The 17,138-nt window shown below is 73.4% G+C and carries 18 protein-coding genes and 1 tRNA gene; 7 read left to right on the top strand and 12 right to left on the bottom strand.

Features of this window, described 5'->3' with window-relative positions:
* Positions 1-13: 13 nt before the first annotated feature.
* The gene (locus tag FZC61_RS20785) at positions 14-511 is read right to left on the bottom strand and encodes a hypothetical protein (RefSeq protein WP_148616096.1); all 498 of its coding nucleotides are present in this window, start codon (positions 509-511) and stop codon (positions 14-16) included.
* A gap of 784 nt (positions 512-1,295) precedes the next feature.
* On the opposite strand from FZC61_RS20785, the gene FZC61_RS20775 reads away from it, so the two are divergent.
* Both FZC61_RS20775 and FZC61_RS20770 read left to right on the top strand, forming a co-directional pair.
* Positions 1,296-1,952, top strand: coding sequence for a DUF4396 domain-containing protein (locus FZC61_RS20775; RefSeq protein WP_246142831.1), 657 nt, complete (start codon positions 1,296-1,298; stop codon positions 1,950-1,952).
* A complete protein-coding gene (locus FZC61_RS20770) occupies positions 1,949-2,281 on the top strand; it encodes a rhodanese-like domain-containing protein (protein WP_148616094.1) in 333 nt (110 codons plus the stop codon). The genes FZC61_RS20775 and FZC61_RS20770 overlap by 4 nt, the downstream gene beginning before the upstream one ends.
* A 27-nt stretch (positions 2,282-2,308) precedes the next feature.
* Here the strand turns inward: FZC61_RS20770 and FZC61_RS20765 are convergent, their stop codons facing one another.
* Positions 2,309-2,755 (bottom strand): hypothetical protein, encoded by a 447-nt coding sequence (locus FZC61_RS20765; protein ID WP_148616093.1) that lies wholly within the window; start codon positions 2,753-2,755, stop codon positions 2,309-2,311.
* Between the two features lie 34 nt (positions 2,756-2,789).
* On the bottom strand, positions 2,790-3,482 hold the full coding sequence (gene aat, locus FZC61_RS20760) for a leucyl/phenylalanyl-tRNA--protein transferase (protein ID WP_148616092.1): 693 nt from the start codon (positions 3,480-3,482) through the stop codon (positions 2,790-2,792).
* A 65-nt stretch (positions 3,483-3,547) separates the two neighbouring features.
* Between aat and FZC61_RS20755 the strand changes: the two genes are divergently transcribed.
* Positions 3,548-4,240, top strand: a complete 693-nt coding sequence (locus FZC61_RS20755; RefSeq protein WP_148616091.1) for an EcsC family protein — start codon at positions 3,548-3,550, stop codon at positions 4,238-4,240.
* Here the strand turns inward: FZC61_RS20755 and FZC61_RS20750 are convergent.
* Genes FZC61_RS20750 through FZC61_RS20740 form a run of 3 tightly spaced genes read right to left on the bottom strand, consistent with a single transcriptional unit; the run spans position 4,201 to position 7,686 of the window.
* Complete coding sequence (locus FZC61_RS20750) at positions 4,201-5,475, bottom strand: hypothetical protein (protein WP_246142830.1); 1,275 nt, start codon at positions 5,473-5,475, stop codon at positions 4,201-4,203. The two genes, FZC61_RS20755 and FZC61_RS20750, sit on opposite strands and share 40 nt — an antisense overlap.
* Positions 5,472-6,566, bottom strand: coding sequence for a hypothetical protein (locus FZC61_RS20745; protein ID WP_148616089.1), 1,095 nt, complete (start codon positions 6,564-6,566; stop codon positions 5,472-5,474). The genes FZC61_RS20750 and FZC61_RS20745 overlap by 4 nt, the downstream gene beginning before the upstream one ends.
* Before the next feature lie 34 nt (positions 6,567-6,600).
* Entirely contained in the window at positions 6,601-7,686 is a 1,086-nt protein-coding gene (locus tag FZC61_RS20740; protein WP_148616088.1) for a hypothetical protein, read from the bottom strand.
* Positions 7,687-7,730: 44 nt separating this feature from the next.
* On the opposite strand from FZC61_RS20740, the gene FZC61_RS20735 reads away from it, so the two are divergent.
* A complete protein-coding gene (locus FZC61_RS20735) occupies positions 7,731-8,843 on the top strand; it encodes a hypothetical protein (RefSeq protein WP_148616087.1) in 1,113 nt (370 codons plus the stop codon).
* Between the two features lie 178 nt (positions 8,844-9,021).
* Here FZC61_RS20735 and FZC61_RS20730 read toward each other — a convergent pair whose 3' ends face one another.
* The 3 genes from FZC61_RS20730 to FZC61_RS20720 form a co-directional block, all read right to left on the bottom strand.
* A complete protein-coding gene (locus FZC61_RS20730; protein WP_148616086.1) occupies positions 9,022-11,166 on the bottom strand; it encodes an acyl-CoA dehydrogenase family protein in 2,145 nt (714 codons plus the stop codon).
* A gap of 108 nt (positions 11,167-11,274) precedes the next feature.
* Positions 11,275-11,736, bottom strand: a complete 462-nt coding sequence (locus FZC61_RS20725) for a hypothetical protein (protein ID WP_148616085.1) — start codon at positions 11,734-11,736, stop codon at positions 11,275-11,277.
* Complete coding sequence (locus tag FZC61_RS20720) at positions 11,736-14,258, bottom strand: molybdopterin oxidoreductase family protein (protein WP_148616084.1); 2,523 nt, start codon at positions 14,256-14,258, stop codon at positions 11,736-11,738. The genes FZC61_RS20725 and FZC61_RS20720 overlap by 1 nt, the downstream gene beginning before the upstream one ends.
* An 86-nt stretch (positions 14,259-14,344) precedes the next feature.
* On the opposite strand from FZC61_RS20720, the gene FZC61_RS20715 reads away from it, so the two are divergent.
* Entirely contained in the window at positions 14,345-14,884 is a 540-nt protein-coding gene (locus FZC61_RS20715; protein WP_148616083.1) for a MarR family winged helix-turn-helix transcriptional regulator, read from the top strand.
* A complete protein-coding gene (locus FZC61_RS20710) occupies positions 14,881-15,144 on the top strand; it encodes a hypothetical protein (protein ID WP_148616082.1) in 264 nt (87 codons plus the stop codon). The genes FZC61_RS20715 and FZC61_RS20710 overlap by 4 nt, the downstream gene beginning before the upstream one ends.
* Positions 15,145-15,149: 5 nt before the next feature.
* On the opposite strand, the gene FZC61_RS20705 is transcribed toward FZC61_RS20710, so the two are convergent.
* On the bottom strand, positions 15,150-15,551 hold the full coding sequence (locus FZC61_RS20705) for an MmcQ/YjbR family DNA-binding protein (protein WP_211357369.1): 402 nt from the start codon (positions 15,549-15,551) through the stop codon (positions 15,150-15,152).
* A 45-nt stretch (positions 15,552-15,596) separates the two neighbouring features.
* Positions 15,597-15,670, bottom strand: a tRNA-Gly gene (locus tag FZC61_RS20700).
* A 114-nt stretch (positions 15,671-15,784) separates the two neighbouring features.
* Between FZC61_RS20700 and FZC61_RS20695 the strand changes: the two genes are divergently transcribed.
* Positions 15,785-16,405, top strand: coding sequence for a class I SAM-dependent methyltransferase (locus tag FZC61_RS20695; protein ID WP_148616081.1), 621 nt, complete (start codon positions 15,785-15,787; stop codon positions 16,403-16,405).
* A gap of 214 nt (positions 16,406-16,619) precedes the next feature.
* Here the strand turns inward: FZC61_RS20695 and FZC61_RS20690 are convergent, their stop codons facing one another.
* On the bottom strand, positions 16,620-17,006 hold the full coding sequence (locus FZC61_RS20690; protein WP_148616080.1) for a hypothetical protein: 387 nt from the start codon (positions 17,004-17,006) through the stop codon (positions 16,620-16,622).
* Positions 17,007-17,138: the final 132 nt, after the last annotated feature.

Here is a 17,138-nt window from a genome sequence, read left to right as displayed (position 1 = left end):
CCTGAGCGACCTGTCAGACCCGCAACACGCACAGTGTGGACTGTGACAAGACTGTCCATGGACTTCGCAACCACCGTGGTCGCCGGTCGAGAAGAGCCTTGCGAGGCCGCGCACGTAACCCCAAGAAGGTGTCACGTCGCGCACCCAGGAGCAGCGCCATGACCGTGACAACCGCCAGCGACCCACCACGTGTGCACAGGGCGGCGATGTCGTCGACGCACGCCGAGGTGCAGGGAGTCGTCGTCGTCTGTCCTGCGCCGCTTGCCACGTCGGCGACCGCGTCCGAGGTGAACGCTGAGGTCGTCGCCGTAACGGCCATTGTTTCTCCGCCCATGCCGCCCATGCCGCCCATGCCGCCCATGCCGCCCATGCCGGGCATGCCGGGCATGGAGGCCGAGGGAGCCAGGAGGACCGCTGCCCCCATCACGGTGCAGGCCAGGCCCAGCGCCAGAGCGCCCAGGGCACTGATGACCATGAGCGCGGGGGATCGCACTCCTGCGGCGGCGGGCACGGATCTGAGGTTACCGGAGCGCCGCCGATCAGCTGGGCGGCATGTCCCGCCGCTGTGCCGTAGGACCGGATCTGGGGGCGGCGTGGCCGTGCGTGTCAGGCATGTGTTTCGTGTTCGTGGTCGGCGCGGGCGGCGGTCTCGAACTGCACACAGGGAAGCCATGCGCGCTCCGGCGGCACACGACCGCTTTCTCCAGCTCAAGGAACCGCAGCCTCTTGCGCAGCTCGCAGTTCTCCATCGACTGCTCGCGGGTGAGCCCGGGCTTTGCGCCGTCCTCGACATCGGTCTTCCACCTCCAGCCCGTCCGGCAGGAATCCGAGATCCCGGCGTGGCACGCGTCCCGTGGCGCGCTCAACGAGTCATTGCCCTCAAGGCCTCGACCACGGCGCTCGCGTCGGGGACGCCACGCAGCCCGGTGCTGGTGGGGTAGACCCGGCAAGCCAACCCGGTCGGTCGCCCGCTGAACAGGTCGCGACCGTCCACGAAGTACGACGGCGACCCGGCGAACCCGAACCGGGCCGCATCCCTCTCCGTGGTCACCACGACCGTCTCCACGACAGTGTCAGGCCTTCCCGCCGCGTCGAGTGCGCGTCGGAACAGGACGGCGGCAGGCGCCTGGTTCGGGCAGTCGCGGACCACGAACAGTTGAGCCTTCATAGGTCGCTCCGCATCGTCAGGGGGCCAGAGGTGGGTTGAGGCGCTCCAGGTCCCACCGCTCGGGAATATACCCCTATGGGGTACTCATTATGCGGGACGACACCGTCCCTCAGCCCGGAGCCTTCCCATGACCGACACCACGCAGCACGCACATCATGACCACCACGGCGCGACCGGCGGCAGTGCGATGGCGCTCAGCGCCACGCTGCACTGCCTGACGGGCTGCGCGATCGGCGAGATCGCCGGCCTGATGATCGGCACCGCCGCCGGACTCGGCAACGGCTGGACCATCGCGCTGTCGATCGGCCTGGCCTTCGTGTTCGGCTACTCCCTGTCCACGCTGCCGCTGCTGCGCGCGGGCCTCTCGGTGGCGACGGCTCTCGGGGTCGTGCTGGCGGCCGACACGCTGTCCATCGCCACGATGGAGGTCGCCGACAACGCCGTGATGGCCGCCATCCCCGGCGCGATGAACGCCGGCCTGGTCAACCCGACGTTCTGGATCGGCATGATGATCGCCCTCGGCGTGGCGTTCCTCGCCGCCTACCCCGTCAACCGCTTCCTGCTGGCGCGAGGCAAGGGCCACGCCCTGACCCACGGCTACCACGGTGCGGCGGCCGAGCCGACCGGCGTACGGCGGTGGATCCCGTCGATCGCGACGGGCACCCTGGTCACCGCGATCGTCGCGTTCATGGTGGGCGGGCTCGTCGTCTCGGTGGCCGATGACCTCGGGAGCGGGACGGACGCCGGCTCGTCGCACGCGCTCGTGGTAGGCAGTGCCCCATGAGCGTTCCCACCGTCGCCGTGTCCGGCGTGCCCTACCCCCTGCCCGAGGAGCTGACGGTCCTCGACGTCCGCGAGCAGTTCGAGTGGGACGCCGGGCACATCGAGGGCGCCCTGCACGTCCCGCTCGGCGAGCTGTCCGAGCGGCTGGCCGAGGTCGGCGACGGCCAGACCCTCGTGGTGTGCAAGGTCGGCGGGCGCTCGGGGCAGGCCGTGGCGTGGCTGGCCCAGCAGGGCTACGACGTGGTCAACCTCGACGGCGGGATGCTGGAGTGGCACGGCGCCGGTCGCGCGATGGTCAGCGAGACCGGCGCCCCTCCCCAGGTCGTCTAGGGCGGCTGCTGGGTCGGCCAGATCGGCTCAGCCGCAGTAGTCGCTGGCCCAGTCGTCGAAGGCCTTGGTCTTCTTCTGGTCGTCGCCGGTGACGAGGTTGTCGAAGAAGTCGCCGTTCTTGTCCTCGATGGCCTTCTGGATGTCACCGGTGTCGAGGTCGCGCGCCGACTCCAGGCTGATCTCGAAGCCCTCGCGGGCGTCGTCCGGGATGTCCTTGGGGGTGCCGACCTTCTCGAAGTCGTCGGCCAGCTTGGTCACGGCGTCCTTGATCGCCTTGGCCTGCTCCTCGGGCGAGGCGTCGTTGAGCGCGTCGTCGAACTCCGGCTCGGCCTGGTAGGCCTTGCAGAAGTCCTCCTTGGAGGCGTCGTCGGGCGCGTCCGAGCCGCCGCCGCAGGCGGTCAGCGACACGGCGAGGAGGGCGGGGACCGCGACCGCGCAGAGGCGGCGGGTCAGCAGGTTCTTGGTCTTGGTCATGGCCCCACCCTGCCCGCTCACGCGCACGTCAACCTCATCGCCACGGGCGGGGCAGCGGCACGGCGAGGACGCCGGGCAGCCGGGCCAGGTAGGCGTCGCGGGTGGTCTCCTGCACGCCCAGCGACGCGAGGTGCGGCGTAGCCCACTGCACGTCGATCAACCGGTCGGCCGCGTGCTCGTCGGTGAGCAGCTCGACCAGCCCGACCAGCGCCGCCTTGGAGGCGTCGGTGACCCGGTGGAACATCGACTCCCCGGCGAAGAGCCCGCCGATGGCGATCCCGTAGAGACCGCCGACGAGCCGGTCGCCCCGCCAGGTCTCGACGGAGTGGGCCCAGCCGAGGTGGTGCAGCCGGGTGTAGGCCTCGGTGATCGACGCGTCGATCCAGCCGTGCGGCCGCCGGGGGTCGGCGCAGGCGTCGAGCACCTCGGCGAAGGCGGTGTCGACGCGCACCTCGAAGTCGCGGCACGAGCGACGCAGGGAGCGCGAGACGACCAAGGAGTCGAGCGGCAGCACCCCGCGGCGTACGGGGGACCACCACCCCATGGGCTCGCCGCGGCTGCGCGCGGGCGCGCCGACCGGCATCGGGAACAGCCCGTGACGGTACGCCGCGAGCACGGTGCCCGGCTCGAGGTCGGCGCCCATCGCCACCAGGTCGTCCTCGGGGTCGGCGCGCGGCCCGGAGTCGCCCTCGAAGCGCCAGCGCGACGGCGGTGGCTCGACGGGCATGCGCCCGACCGTACCGCCGCGGCACCACGGCCCGGGCGTGAGGTGGCGCCGCCTACCATTCCGGCATGGGAGTGACCCGCAACGTCGGCCACCAGATCGGCCGGCAGCTCGCCCCCCGTCTCACCGACCTCGCCCCGGGCCTGAGCTCGTCGTTCGTGCGGGAGGCGCTGGACCGGGCGATCGCGGGGGTCGGGCCGCTGCCGCCGATCCGCGACACCGTCGCCCACCACCTCCGAGAGCGCGACGGCCGCGTCGAGAAGGCCGTCAAGGACGTCGTCGACCAGCACATCCGCTACGCCGGCGTGTCGGGGTTCGCCACCAACCTCGGCGGGGTGATGACCCTCGCGGTCGCGCTGCCCGCCAACCTCCTGGGCACCGCGCTGGTGCAGTGCCGGATGGTCGCCGGGGTGGCCCAGCTGCGCGGCTACGACCTGGACGACCCGCGCACCCACAACGCGGTGCTGGTGACGGTGCTGGGCGAGGAGACCGTCGACCGGCTGGTCGCCAAGGGCACGATCCCGGCCCCACCGATGGCGCTGGCCACCGCGCCGGTCCACGACGCGCGCATCGACGCGGTGGTCTCGGCCGAGGTGGCGCGCGACCTGGTGGCCCGGGTCACCGGACGCCGGCTGGCCACCACGGTCGGACGCCGCGTGCCCGGGCTGGGCGGGGTCGTCGGCATGACCGCCGACGGGTGGGCGACCTACAAGATCGGCAGCTACGCCGAGCGCGAGCTCCTGCCGCGCAACCTGCGGTAGCCCTTCATCACCGCGCGCCCGGCGGGCTCGGACTCGAGGCGTCGCACGACCTTCGCGCGGGCGCGGTAGGTCGGGCGCAGGTAGGCGCGCTCGAGCGCGAGCTGGGTCTCGTGCAGCTCGGCACGCAGCCGGGCCTCCTCCTCGCGCATCCGGGCGTTGTCGACCAGCAGCGCCGCGATCGCGGCGACGGCGGCCCGGGCCACGGCGCGCTCGCGCGGCCGGTCGGGGTCGGCCCACGGCGTCGCGGCCTTCTCGGCCTCGGTGCCCTCCATCTGCGGGCTGCCGACCAGCTCGCCGACGTCACCGATCACGTGGTAGCCGCGGGTCGTGATCTCGTCGACCCACGACCGCTCCAGGTCGCCCACCCACTGCCGCAGCGCGGGCGGCAGGCCCAGGCGCGGCGTCGTACGACGCTGGGAGAGCGTCTGGTGGGCCAGCAGCTCGCGCACCAGGGGGCGGTAGTGGTCGGGGGGGATCTGCTTGTTGACCGCGCGGTTGACCCGGCGCAGCAGGGCGATCTCGGGGACGCCGAGCGACGGGTTGCTGCGCCCGGTCTCGAGGTCGAGGTCGAGGCCCCGCAGGTCGAAGGCCTCGGCGAAGCGCTGCCAGAGAACCTCGGGCGCACCCCCGGACGGCGGCACCGTGACCAGGTGCACCCGCTCGGGCGGCAGGTCGTGGGCCCAGCGGTCGAGGATCGACGGGATCTCCTGGACCCCCCAGAACCACGACGCGAGCCGGGTCGAGCGCTCCGGGTCGCGGATCAGCTCCAGGAAGCGGGAGTAGCGGAAGCTGCGCCGGTGCTTGACGTTCTCCTGCCACTCGGCGGGGATCTGGCGGGTCAGGTCGCGCACCGAGAGCACCACGTGGACCTCGGGCTCGTCGGGCCCGCCGCTGCCGTGGCCCAGCGACTCCAGCGCACGGCCGACCTGCGAGCGCGACGCGGTCGCGAGGATCTCGTGGCTGATGATCGAGGTGCCGGGGTGGCGGCGTACCTGCTCGGCGAGGCGGTCCCACTGGCCGATCGCCTCCTCCTCCAGCCCGCCCCAGCGCAGCCGCATCAGGTCGAGCGCGGCGAGGAAGTGGGCGTCGAAGCGGTCGGCGGGGTAGAGGATGCCGTGCAGCCCGAGCCGGACCCGGTTGCGGAAGAGCACGTCCTGCGCGTACGACGTGCCGGTCTTGGGGGTGCCGACGTGCAGGATGATCTTCCTGGTGCCCACCGCTCGTCCCTCCGTCATCGGGGTCCCTCCACCAGCAGGTCGATCGCCAGCGCGAGCACCCGGTCGTCGTCGGGGCCCGTGCCGACCTCGTCCGGGCCCCGGGTCGGGACCAGCCGTTCGGGGTTGCCGACGACAGCGTAGTCAGCGGCCTCGACCTCGCGGCGGACCCGGTCGCCGGTCTCGCGGGCCCACGCGAGACCGGCCTCGTCGAGGCGCAGCGGCGGGCCGGGCCGGTCGGCGACGCGGGGCAGCAGGGTGCGGCGCAGCAGCGCGGACTGCGCGTCGGGCAGCACGAGCAGGCCCAGCGGCTCGGAGGTACGGCGGGCCAGGTCGGTCACGTCGGCCGACGGCACCACCGGCTCGGACAGGGCGCGGCGGGTGCCGAGCAGCCGCGGCAGCCCCGCGTGGTCGAGGACGACGGTGACCCGCCCCGGCCCGACCCGCTCGCCCCACGCGCGGGCCATCGCCACCAGGTCCGCGCGCGGGGCCGGTCGCGGCCCGGCGGCGGCGTGGCGCACCCAGTCGGCCCAGGACGGTCCGCCCTCGGCGAAGGCCCGTGCGACGTAGGCGAGCTCGGTCATGGTCGCGACGTCGTGGCCCAGCACGGCCACGACGCCCGGGCGCGGCCCGGGCGGTCGGCCGCGCCGCAGCATCTCCTCGCGCACGGCCTCGGCCGGCCACGGCGTGCCGGCGACGCGGTACGACGGCCCCGGGCGTCGCCACCGCGGCCGGGGCAGCGGCGGGACGCCGGTGGCCACGAGGTCCTCGGCGAGCAGGTTGGTGGCGACCCGGAGCAGCTCGTCGGCGGGCAGCTCGGCCGGGTCGACCGGCGGCGGTCCGTAGGCCGCGGGCGGCACGGCTCCGCGCAGCTCGAGGTCGGGACGGCCGCGGCCCGGTGCGCTCGCGGTGAGCACCCGCTCGACCAGCGTCGGGTCGGCGCGGCGTCCGGCGGCCGCGGCGGCGAGGTTGACGCGGCGCAGGACCTCGAGCTGCTGGGCGCCGGGTAGCAGCCGACCGGTCCGGTCGGCCTCGGTCGCCCAGGCCGACCACGGCGTCGTACCGCCGTCGCGCAGCGAGGCGACCCACCCCCAGGCCCGGGCCTCGCTCACGCAGGCCTCACGGGGGTCACGGGGGTCACGGGGGTCACCCGAGCTCGCGGTGGGTCCGGAGCTTGTCCTGCACGCGCGCCGGCAACCGCTTGTCGGGGTCGGTACGACGCGCGGCCTCGGCGGTCAGCGCGGCCAGGGCGTCGAGCGCGGCGGCGAGCTGGGCCTTGTTCGAGGCGTGGGTCGGGTCGACGTACTTCTCGTCGGGGACCGGCGGCGCGGGGTGGAGCTCGGCGAGGTCGCCGACCACGTGCACGCCGCGCTCGGTGATCCAGTCGGTCCAGCGCTCGGCCTCGGCCACGGCCCACGGACGCAGGGCGGGGGGCAGCTGCAGGCGCGACCCGCGTCGGTTGCCGAGCATGCCCTGGTCGAGCAGCTCGCGCACCAGCTCGTCGTACGGCGCCTCGGCGCGGGTCGCGCGGCCCACGCGCCGGTTGAACCGGCGCAGCAGCTGGGTCTCGGCGACCCCGAGCGACCGGTTGACGCGGGCGGCGTCGCGCGGCGCCCACGCGGGGTCGGCGCCGACGACCTCGCAGAAGCGCGGCCACAGCAGGTCGCTGGAGCCGTGGGGCACGGTGACGACGTGGAGGCGCTCGGACGGCAGCTCCTCGCCCCAGGTGGCGAGCACGGCGGGCAGGTCGAAGGCCCGCGCGAACCACGGGTGGCCGTGCACCATCCGGCGCAGGAACCGCTGGTAGGACCAGGTCCGGCCCTGCTTGATGCTCTCCTGCCACGCGGCCGGCACCTGGCGGCCCAGGTCGCGCGCGGAGTAGACGACGTGGACCTCGGCGCCCTGCAGGTCGCGCATCGCCCGGCGTACCTGGGCGGGCGTGGCCGGGCCGAGGATCTCGTGGCTGACCACGATGGTGCCGTCGAGGCGACGGATGCGACGCGCGAGCTTGGGCCAGTCGCCCACCGCGTGGCCGGGCGGGCCGCCCCAGTCCTGGCCCAGCAGGTCGAGGGCGGCGCGGAACTGGCTGAGCGCCGGGTCGGCGAGCGGGTGCCGGGCCGGGACGTGGACGCCGTGGCGGGCCAGGCTCCTCGCGTTGCGGGTCAGGCGGTCCTGGAGGTAGGTCGTGCCGGTCTTGGGCGCACCGATGTGCAGGTAGACCGTCCGACTCACGGCGTCAGGCTAGCGACCACCCCCGTCTGCAAGACTGCGACCCGATGACCGGACGCCAGGCGCTGTACCTGCACATCGGCATGCCCAAGAGCGGGTCGACCTACCTGCAGTCCCTGCTCGAGGGGCACCGCCCGGCCCTGCGGGCCCGCGGCTACACCTACCCCGACGCCGGGCGCGAGGCGATGTTCCACGCCGCGTTGGAGATGGCGGGCCGCCCCGACCAGTGGGGCCTGACCGACGAGGCCGTGGCCGGGGCCTTCGACCGCGTGCTCGACGCCGGTCGGCGCGGCGGCGGCACCGTCCTGGTCAGCCACGAGATCCTCAGCGCCGCGACCCGCAAGGAGATCGACCGGATCGGCGAGCGCCTCGAGGAGTTCGACCTCCACGTCGTCGTGACGACCCGCGACCTGGCCCGCACGGTCGCGGCCCAGTGGCAGGAGCGGGTCAAGAACGGCGTCGACGAGACCTACGCGCAGTTCGCCGAGGCGGTGCTCGCGCAACGGCCCGCCGACATGACGTCGACGGCCCAGGGCTTCTGGCACGGCCACAACGTGCCGTGGGTGCTGACCCGCTGGGAGCGCCTCGTGCCGCCCGACCGGGTGCACGTCGTGGTCACCCCCGACCGCTCCGCCGGCCCCGGCGCGCTGTGGACCCGCTTCGCCGCCGCGGTCGGGCTGCCCGCCGACGTGCTCGACCCGCTGAGCGGTGCGGTGGCCAACGAGTCGCTCGGCACCGCCCAGGTCGCGCTGCTGCGCCAGACCCTGGCCGCCTCGGGCCTCGAGCAGCCCTGGACCGCGCTGGTCGGCAAGCGCTGGTTCGCCCAGACGATCCTGTCGCGCGCCCGCTCGGCCCGCCCGGTCACGCCAGCCCCCGTGGCCGCCGCGCTGGCCGAGGTCGCCGAGACCTGGATCGCTGAGCTCGGCTCGCGCGGCTACGCGATCCACGGCTCCCTCGACGAGCTGCGACCCTCGACCCCTCCCCCCGGCACCCCGCACCCCGACGACGTGTCCGCCGACGACCTCGTGCGCGACCTGCCCGACCTGCTCGGCGCGATGCTGCGCCACGAGGTCGACCAGCGGCAGACCATCGCGCGGTTGGAGGCCGAGCTGCGCGAGGCGCGTCAGGCCCCGTCGCGACGGTCCCGCTGGTCACGCTGACGCGTAGCATGCTGGTCGAGGTGCGAGGTGCGAGGAGCGCCAGCGACGAGCCTCGAGACCCCCGCAGCGACTACGGGACCTGAGCCGCACCTCGTGTGGTTTCGAGGCTCGCTGCGCTCGCACCTCAACCACCGTGGTGATGGTGGTCGAGGTGCGAGACCACCGTGGGGTCGTGGGGTCAGCCCAGCAGCGGGTCGCGCGGCAGGCCGAGGATCCGTTCACCGATCTGGTTGCGCTTGATCTCGGAGGTGCCACCCGCGATCGAGATCGCCCGGTGCATCAGCACCAGCATGCTCGACATCGCGCCGTCGCCCTCGGTGAGCACGACGTCGTCGCCGGCCAGCTCGGCGAGGATCGCCGCGGCGTCGTGACCGGCCTCCGAGAGCGCCAGCTTGGTGATCGCCCCCTCCGGGCCGGGCTCGGCGCCCTCGACCGAGCGCTGGGCGCTGCGCAGGCCGAGCAGCCCGATGGCCTGCAGGTCGGCCATGTAGCGACCCACCCGCGCGGTCCCGCCGACCAGGCGCTCGGGGTGGGCGTCGTACGCCGCGAGCAGCATCTCCGACGGGAACGACAGGTTGGACGCGCTGCCGCCGATGCTCACGCTCTCGTTGCCGAGGGTCGCGCGGGCGACGGTCCACCCGTGGTCGACCTCGCCGACCACGTCGTCGTCGGGCACGAACACGTCGGTCAGGAACACCTCGTTGAAGTCCGAGGCCCCCGAGGCCTGCTTGAGCGGCCGCACCTCGACCCCGGGCGCCGACATGTCGATCACCACCATCGTGATGCCCTGGTGCTTGGGGGCGTCGGGGTCGGTGCGCACCGTGGCGAAGCCGTACGCCGCCCGGTGGGCGCCCGAGGTCCACACCTTCTGCCCGTTGACCACCCAGCCACCGTCGGTGCGCACGGCCCGGGTGGTGATGCCGGCCGCGTCGGAGCCGGCCGCGGGCTCGCTGAAGAGCTGGCACCACTCGGTCTCCTGCCGCAGCGCCGGCCCGACCCACCGCTCGGTCTGCTCGGGCGTCGCGTACTGGACCAGGGTGAGGATGTTCCACGCCGTGATGCCGTACGCCGGCCGCGTGACCCCCGCCTCGGCGAACTCCTGCTCGATGACCAGCTGCTCGACCGGGCCGGCCGCGCGGCCCCACGGCCGGGGCCAGTGCGCGACGGCGTACCCGGTCTCGAGCATGCGGTCGCGCTGCTCGTCGGCGCTCAGGCCGACGAGGGTCGCGACGAACGCCCGGACCTCGTCACGGACCGCCTCCGCGCCGGGCGGCAGCTCGACCCCACGCGCCCGCACGACCTTGTCGCGGACGGCGGCGCAGAGGTCGTCCGCGGCGACGGGAGCACCGAGGTAGTGGGCCAGCGTGGTCGCGCGCCGCTGCACCAGGTGGGCGTCGTGCTCCCAGGTGATCGCGATGCCGCCGTGCACCTGGGTCATCAGGTTGGCGCAAAGGTCGGCGGCGGGTGCGGCGACGGTCGCCGCGACGGCGGCGGCGTAGCGCAACTGGTCGCCGCCCGACCCGGCCGCGCGGGCGGCGTCCCAGGCGGCCGCCGTGGTGAGCTCGGTGGCGGCTGCCATGTCGGCGCAGTGGTGCTTGACCGCCTGGAACATCGCGATCGGCCGACCGAACTGCTGGCGCTGCTTGGCGTACGCCGCCGCCTCCTCGGTCGCGGTGCGCGCCAGCCCCGCGGCCTCGGCGGCCAGGAGGGTCCGGAACAGGTCGCGGGCGGTGGTCGCGCCGCCGGGGACGACGTCGACCGGGGCGTCGGTGAGGGTGACGCGTGCCGACCGGCGGCCGCGGTCGAGGTTCTGGGGGCGGGCGACCTCGACACCGTCGGCCGTCGCCTCGACGACGACGAGGTCGTCGCCCGCGCGCAGCACGAGCAGGTCGGCAAGCCCGCCGCCGAGCACCAGCCCGGCCGTGCCGGTCGCCCGGCCGCCCTCCACGCGGACCGAGCCGCCCAGGCCGAGCGCACCGATCGTCGTACCGGCGGCGAGGCCGGGGAGCGCGGGGTGGTCGGGACGCGTCGCGGCCAGCGCGGCGCTCGCCGCCACCGTCGGCACGAACGGCCCCGGCGCGATCGCGCGGCCGTGCTGCTCGACGACGACCGCCAGGTCGAGCAGCGACGCGCCGGACCCTCCGACGTCCTCCGCGAGGTGGAGCCCGGGCCACCCGAGGCCGCAGATCTCGTCCCACCAGGCCGGGAGCGGCTCGGCCTCGGCGTCCAGCAGGGCCCGCCCGGCGGCCCGGGCGCCGCGTCGGGCGAGCAGGTCGGCCGCGATCGTGGCGAGCTCGCGCTGGTCCTCGGTGATGGCGATCATCTGGTCGTCCCCTCGTCGAGCCGGCGGACGCGTCGTACGCCGGCGGTCCCAGCCTGCCGGACCGGGTGCAGGCGCGTCGGAAGGCCGGGCCGACCGTGCGGGACCGGGTCAGGGATCGACGATCAACGCCTGGGGTGCGGCCGCCTTCATGCGGGTGTTCAACCAGGTCAGCTGGCGTGTCGTCTCGGCGTTGGACGTGGTCGCGACCTGCAGCAGCTCGTGGTCGCGCAGGCCCTGGGCGCCCTGGGCCACCACCGTCCAGGTCGTCTGGACCAGCGTGGCCAGCACGTGGAGGTCCTGCAGGTCGCGCAGCAGCCCGACCGGGCCGGAGCGGACCTCGGCGAGCCCGTCGGCGTGGAGCCGTTCGGGCTCCTCGACGTCGTCCTCGCCGTAGCGGGCGACGACCGGCGCCAGCAGGTGCCGGTGCTCGTCGCTCCACCCGGCGAGCAGGTGGCAGGTGTGGAAGACGTCGACCTCGGCGGCGTGCCCGTCGGCGACGGCGCGCAGCGACTCGGCGAGCGTCTTCTCGCTGTGGTCGGCCAGGCCGACGTAGGTGCTGAGGTGGGGCATCACGGCCTCCTGGTCGCGGTCGGCGTCCCCGGGTCCCGGCTGGGGTCGAGGGGGTAGTCCGGGGTCTCGTCGAGGACCCGGCTGCTGGTCGGGGCACCGCCGGAGGTCGCGGGCACGGATCGACGGCCCTGCGTCGTTGCCGGTGCCGACGCGGTCGTGGTGGGCGCCGGGGCGGGCCCGTCGCCGTCGCGCACCTTGACGACGCGGCAGGCGGCGGTCTTGAAGTACGGCTGCTTGGAGACCGGGTCCCACACCGTCATCGTGAGCTCGTTGGCGAGCCGGTGGTCGGCGTCGGGCGTGCCGCCCGAGGGGTCGTAGTGCCCGTAGTGGAACGGCGCGAACACCGCCCCCTCCATGACCTGGCCGACCCGGGCGCGGACCTCGATCGCGCCGCGAGGCGACTCGACGCGCACCCGGTCGCCCTCGTCGATGCCGAGCCGGGCGGCGTCGGGCACGGAGAGCTCGACCCAGGCGTCGGGGGCCGCGGCGTCCAACGACCGCGACCGACCGGTCTTGGTACGGGTGTGGAACTGGTACGCCGTGCGCCCGGTCGTGTAGCGCAGCGGGTAGTCCTCGGAGGGTTCCTCGTGCGGCGGCGTGTAAGGCGCTGCTTTGAGGAAGGCGCGCCCCGCCGGTGCGAGGGCGCGGTGCTCGGACTCGGTGACGGCGCCGCCGGTGAGCAGGTCGTGGCCGTAGGTCTCGCAGTAGTCGGTGTCGGTGGGGAAGACGCCGTCGGCGTAGAGGCGGTCGGTGCCCTCGGGGTGCTCGTCGTTGACGGGCCAGGGGATGCCGGTGGGGCCGCGCAGCGTGTCGTAGCTGAGACCGGTGTAGTCGACCGGCCGGCCGGCGGTCACCGCACGCCAGGCGTCGAAGGCCTCCTGCGGGGTGCGCCAGGAGATGAGGGGGTTGCCGTCCTTGTCGGTGAAGCCCATCGCGTCGGCGTACGCCACGAAGATGTCGAGGTCGCTGCGCGCCTCGCCGGGGGGCTCGACGGCCTTCTCGGACAGGTGCACGGTGCGGTTGACGTTGGTGAAGCAGCCGGTCTTCTCGCCCCATCCCGCGGCGGGCAGGACGACGTCGGCAAGCTCGGCGGTCTCGGTGAGGAAGAGGTCCTGGACCACCACGAAGCACGTGTCCGCGGACAGGACCTCGCGGATGCGGGCAGACTGGGGCATCGAGACCGCCGGGTTGGTCGCCGAGATCCACAACAGCTCGATCGCACCCGTCTCGACGTAGCGGAAGATCTGCATCGCGTGGGTAGGTGGCGCCCAGTGCGGGATCGTCATCGCGTCGACGTTCCACGCCGTGGCGAGCTCCTCGACGTGGCGGGGGTTGTCCCAGTTGCGGAAGCCCGGGAAGTCTCCGTCGGCCCCGCACTCGCGGTTGTTCTGCGCGGTGGGCTGTCCGTTCATCTGCAGGACGCCGGCGCCCGGCCGGCCGATCATCCCCCGCAGGAGGTGCAGGTTGTGGACCGCGACCGACGCCGCGGTGGCCTGGTGGGACTGGTAGAAGCCCTGCAGGACCGTGGAGAGCACAGCGGTGCTCTCCCCGAAGATGCGTGCGGCGCGCCGCAGGTCGTCGGCGTCGAGGCCGCAGACGTCGGCGACGTGGTCGGGGGTGTAGGGCTCGACGACCGCGCGCAGGTCGTCCACGCCGATGGTGTGCTCGTCGACCCAGGCCTCGTCGACCCAGCCGTGGACGAACAGCTCGCGGGTCAGACCGTTCATCAGGGCCATGTTGGTGCCGACGCGCGGGGCGAGGTGGACGCCACCGGTCGCCTCCGCCTCGCGCGCGACCAGCGTGCGACGCGGGTCGACGCACACGATCCGGGGCGGGTCCTCGCCACGGGTACGGTCCAGGATCCTGGTCCACAGCACCGTCTGCGTCTCGGCCATGTTGTGGCCGAAGAGGAAGATCGCGTCGCAGTGCTCGATGTCGGTGTAGGACCCCGGCTGGCCGTCGGCGCCGAAGGACTCCTTGAAGGCGGCCGCGCTGGTGGCGGTGCACAGCCGGGTGTTGCCGTCCATGTGGGGCGTCCCGATGCCGGCCTTCCCGATGACGGCCTGGGTGTAGTACTCCTCGAGGAACAGCTGGCCGCTGGTGTAGAAGCCGTGCGACAGCGGGCCCTTGTCGGCCAGCAGCCGTCGCGAGACCTCCACCACGCGGCCCATGGCCGTGTCCCAGTCCGACTCCACCAGCCGGCCCCCCTCCCGCACCAGGGGGCGGGTCAGGCGGTCCGACGAGCGGGACCACGCCGTGCTGCCGTAGAGGCCCTTGGGGCCGAGCCGGCCGTGGTTGACCACATCGGTCGCCCGGCCGCGGACGCCGACCATGCGGCCGTCCTTGACCGCGATGTCGCACCCGCACCCGTTGCTGCACAGCAGGCACGCCGACTGCACCCACCGGTCGACGTCGTCCTCCGCGAGGCCGTCCTCGAGGTGGAGGTCGACGCGAGCCGGCCAGACCGTGCCGCGGGCGTGCGGCGTCAGCTCTCCGTGGATGTCCGCGATCCTGTCGTTCACCTGGCTGCCTCCGAGCGTCGTGTATTGTTTGCGGTAGCGCAACGTTGCGCTTACGCAACGAAACCACGGACGAGAGGTCGGGACAAGTGGCAGCCGAGCACCACGACCAGGACACCCCGCCCGACGTCGACCACGACCCCTCCCTGGACCCCGTGGTCGACGAGTTCCTCACGGCCTCCCGCGCCCTGGTCGCCCTCGCCATCCGCTCGGTCAATGCCTCACCTGTGGACGTGACGCTGATGCAGCACCGGGTGCTGGTCCTGCTGTCGTCGCGGGGCGAGCAGACGGTGTCCGAGCTGGCCGAGGAGCTCGGCGTCAACGCCTCCAACGCCAGCCGGGTCTGCGACCGTCTGCAGCGCCTGGCCCTGGTGGCACGCCAACGGTCGACCACCGACGCCCGCTCGGTCCGGATCTCGGTCACCGACGACGGGCGCGCTGTGCTGCGAGCGGTCCACGCGCACCGGCGCGCGGAGGTCCGCGCCGTCCTGGCAAACCTCTCCGCCGACGAGGCACGCGCCGCCGTGGCGGCCCTGCGTGCCTTCAACGACGCCGCCCACGAGGCCGCGGAGGGCGACTGGATGGTGCTCGACACCACGTCGGCCCCGTCCGAGGCAGGACGGACGTGACGACGCACGGAGAGGGCCACGGGCGCCCCGAGTCGGGTCCGCCCGGTGGCCTCGTCGAGGTCCTCACCCGGTGGGAGCGGTCCGGCGGGCACTGGCGCGTGACGGCGTTCCGGGACGACTGGATCGAGATCGCGCTGCTCACCTGCGGCAGCAACGAGCAGGTGAGCCGACTCAGCGGGCTACGGACCTCGGTGCTCCACGACTACCTCGCAGGCCGGACCAGCAGCGAGGAGGACCCCACGCCCCGGTCCCCGGGATGACCGCGTCACCGGGCCGTCCCCTCGTCGAGCCGGCGGACACGGCGTACGCCGGCGGTGAGCCGGTAGGAGGTCTCCACGAGCTCGCGGACCTCGCCCCAGTCGGTGCCGGCGTCGAGGTCGAGCCCGACCCAGCCGGACGGACCGAGGTACATCGGGTGGAAGAAGCGGTCGTCGCCGAGCAGCGCGGGGCGCTCGGCCGGGTCGGCCAGCACGAGCAGCGACTGGCCGTGGCGCTCGTAGCCGGCGCCGACCTTCACCGAGCCGCCGTAGTAGGCGAAGACCTTCGTGGTGAAGAACGCCGGGCTCCCGTGCGACACCTTCTCGGCCGCGTCGGGCAGCGCCAGCGCGACCTCGCGGAGCCGACCCAGGACCGGGTCGTCGTCGTCGAACATCCGTGGGTGGGCCACAGGTTCACCGTACGGCTGTGCGCGTGACGGGTCCGTCGAACGAGGTGGAGCGGACGCGAGGATTTGAACCTCGACCCCTTCCCTGGAAGGGAAGCGTGCTGCAACTACACCACGTCCGCGAAGCCAGCCTCTGTCGAGCCCGGCGCCCTCACTATGGCCCACCGAGGACGAACCCGCGCAGCGGGGTGGCGCGAGCGGACCGCGGCGCTTGTTGCCTTGGGCAGGATGCAGGCATGACCGACGACGGCTGGCCCCCAGGTTTCTTCGACCGGCAGGACCCCTCCGACGACGCCGTGTTCTACGTCCCGACGCGGCTGGTCACCCACATCGACGACGGCGCGATCGCGGCGGTCACCGAGCTGTACGACGAGCTGGGCGTGCCGGACGGTCGCGTCCTGGACCTGATGTCGTCGTGGGTCTCGCACCTGTCCAGGAAGCCGAGCGGCGGCCTCGTCGCGCTGGGCATGAACGCCGTCGAGCTGCAGGCCAACCCCCTCGCCGACCAGGTCGTCGTGCACGACCTCAACGTCGACCCGCTCCTGCCGTTCGACGCGGCGTCGTTCGACGCGGTGACGTGCTGCGTGTCGATCGACTACCTCATCCACCCCGTCGAGGTGCTGCGCGAGGCGGCGCGCGCGCTGCGCCCCGGTGGCGTCGTGGTGCTCACCTTCAGCAACCGGTGCTTCCCGACCAAGGCGATCCGTGGGTGGCTGGCCGCCGACGAGGACGGGCGCGTCGCGATCGTGCGGGAGTACCTGGAGCGCGCCGGCTTCGCAGGCGTGACGACCGCCCTGCGCACCCGGCGTCGGTGGGGCAGCGACCCGTTGTACGCCGCCTGGGCCCGGACGGTCTGACACCGGCCGCGAACGACAGCAACCGTCCGCTGGCGGCGCCTACTCGCACGGTCAGTCCCAGACGACGAGCTCGACCACATGCTCGAAGCCCTCTGCGGCTGATCTGGCCGCCACGGGCATCAAAGCGCATACGCGGCGGAGTAGCGCGGGACCCGCATGAGACGCCGCGTCCCGCCCCGCGGTCGAAGCAACCACGGGGCGAGGCGCCAATCGATCAGACGGTCGCGGGCGGGGTCTCCGGCGTCGACGGCATGTAGGGCGCATGGTTGGCCACTCCAGCAGCCTGCTGACGCACCGCCCACGCGTTGTTGAGGGCGTGTGTGCCGCGCTTCATCCGCTTCTTGGCACCGAAGAACGGCCAGCCGTTGAGCAGGAAGCAGAGGATGGGCGACTCGCGGTGGCCAGACCCAGCAGCGGCAAGGGCGTTGTTCATGCGATCCACTACGCCGTAGTTGGCGAACGGTGAGAAGAACCAGGCAAACATGAAGCCAGCGCCGCCAGCACCGAGCTGCCGGTTCGTCTCCGCGATCCACTTGGCGCGGGCGATGAACAGCGTAAAGACGGCGATGAGGGTGCCGGGGAAGTCCTTGAGAGGGGTCATGGCGTGAAGGTACGGCGAGGCTGGGCGGCTGTCCGACGAACGGTGAATGTGGGGGGCGCTGCGTAGGCCCGCCACCACGTCAGCACGAAATGCTGACTATCGGCAGACGGCGCTGGTCTGCTGCGCCGATTC

This window comes from Nocardioides rubriscoriae, from assembly GCF_008087085.1.
Classification (GTDB): domain Bacteria; phylum Actinomycetota; class Actinomycetes; order Propionibacteriales; family Nocardioidaceae; genus Nocardioides; species Nocardioides rubriscoriae.
This window is presented reverse-complemented; position numbering and strand designations above follow the sequence as displayed.

Excerpts from the sequence above, each read along its gene's own strand:
- FZC61_RS20775 (WP_246142831.1), top strand. The coding sequence starts at position 1,296 with ATGACCGACACCACGCAGCACGCACATCATGACCACCACGGCGCGACC.
- FZC61_RS20770 (WP_148616094.1), top strand. The coding sequence starts at position 1,949 with ATGAGCGTTCCCACCGTCGCCGTGTCCGGCGTGCCCTACCCCCTGCCC.
- FZC61_RS20765 (WP_148616093.1), bottom strand. The coding sequence starts at position 2,755 with ATGACCAAGACCAAGAACCTGCTGACCCGCCGCCTCTGCGCGGTCGCG.
- aat (WP_148616092.1), bottom strand. The coding sequence starts at position 3,482 with ATGCCCGTCGAGCCACCGCCGTCGCGCTGGCGCTTCGAGGGCGACTCC.
- FZC61_RS20755 (WP_148616091.1), top strand. The coding sequence starts at position 3,548 with ATGGGAGTGACCCGCAACGTCGGCCACCAGATCGGCCGGCAGCTCGCC.
- FZC61_RS20750 (WP_246142830.1), bottom strand. The coding sequence starts at position 5,475 with ATGACGGAGGGACGAGCGGTGGGCACCAGGAAGATCATCCTGCACGTC.
- FZC61_RS20735 (WP_148616087.1), top strand. The coding sequence starts at position 7,731 with ATGACCGGACGCCAGGCGCTGTACCTGCACATCGGCATGCCCAAGAGC.
- FZC61_RS20730 (WP_148616086.1), bottom strand. The coding sequence starts at position 11,166 with ATGATCGCCATCACCGAGGACCAGCGCGAGCTCGCCACGATCGCGGCC.
- FZC61_RS20725 (WP_148616085.1), bottom strand. The coding sequence starts at position 11,736 with ATGCCCCACCTCAGCACCTACGTCGGCCTGGCCGACCACAGCGAGAAG.
- FZC61_RS20695 (WP_148616081.1), top strand. The coding sequence starts at position 15,785 with ATGACCGACGACGGCTGGCCCCCAGGTTTCTTCGACCGGCAGGACCCC.
- FZC61_RS20690 (WP_148616080.1), bottom strand. The coding sequence starts at position 17,006 with ATGACCCCTCTCAAGGACTTCCCCGGCACCCTCATCGCCGTCTTTACG.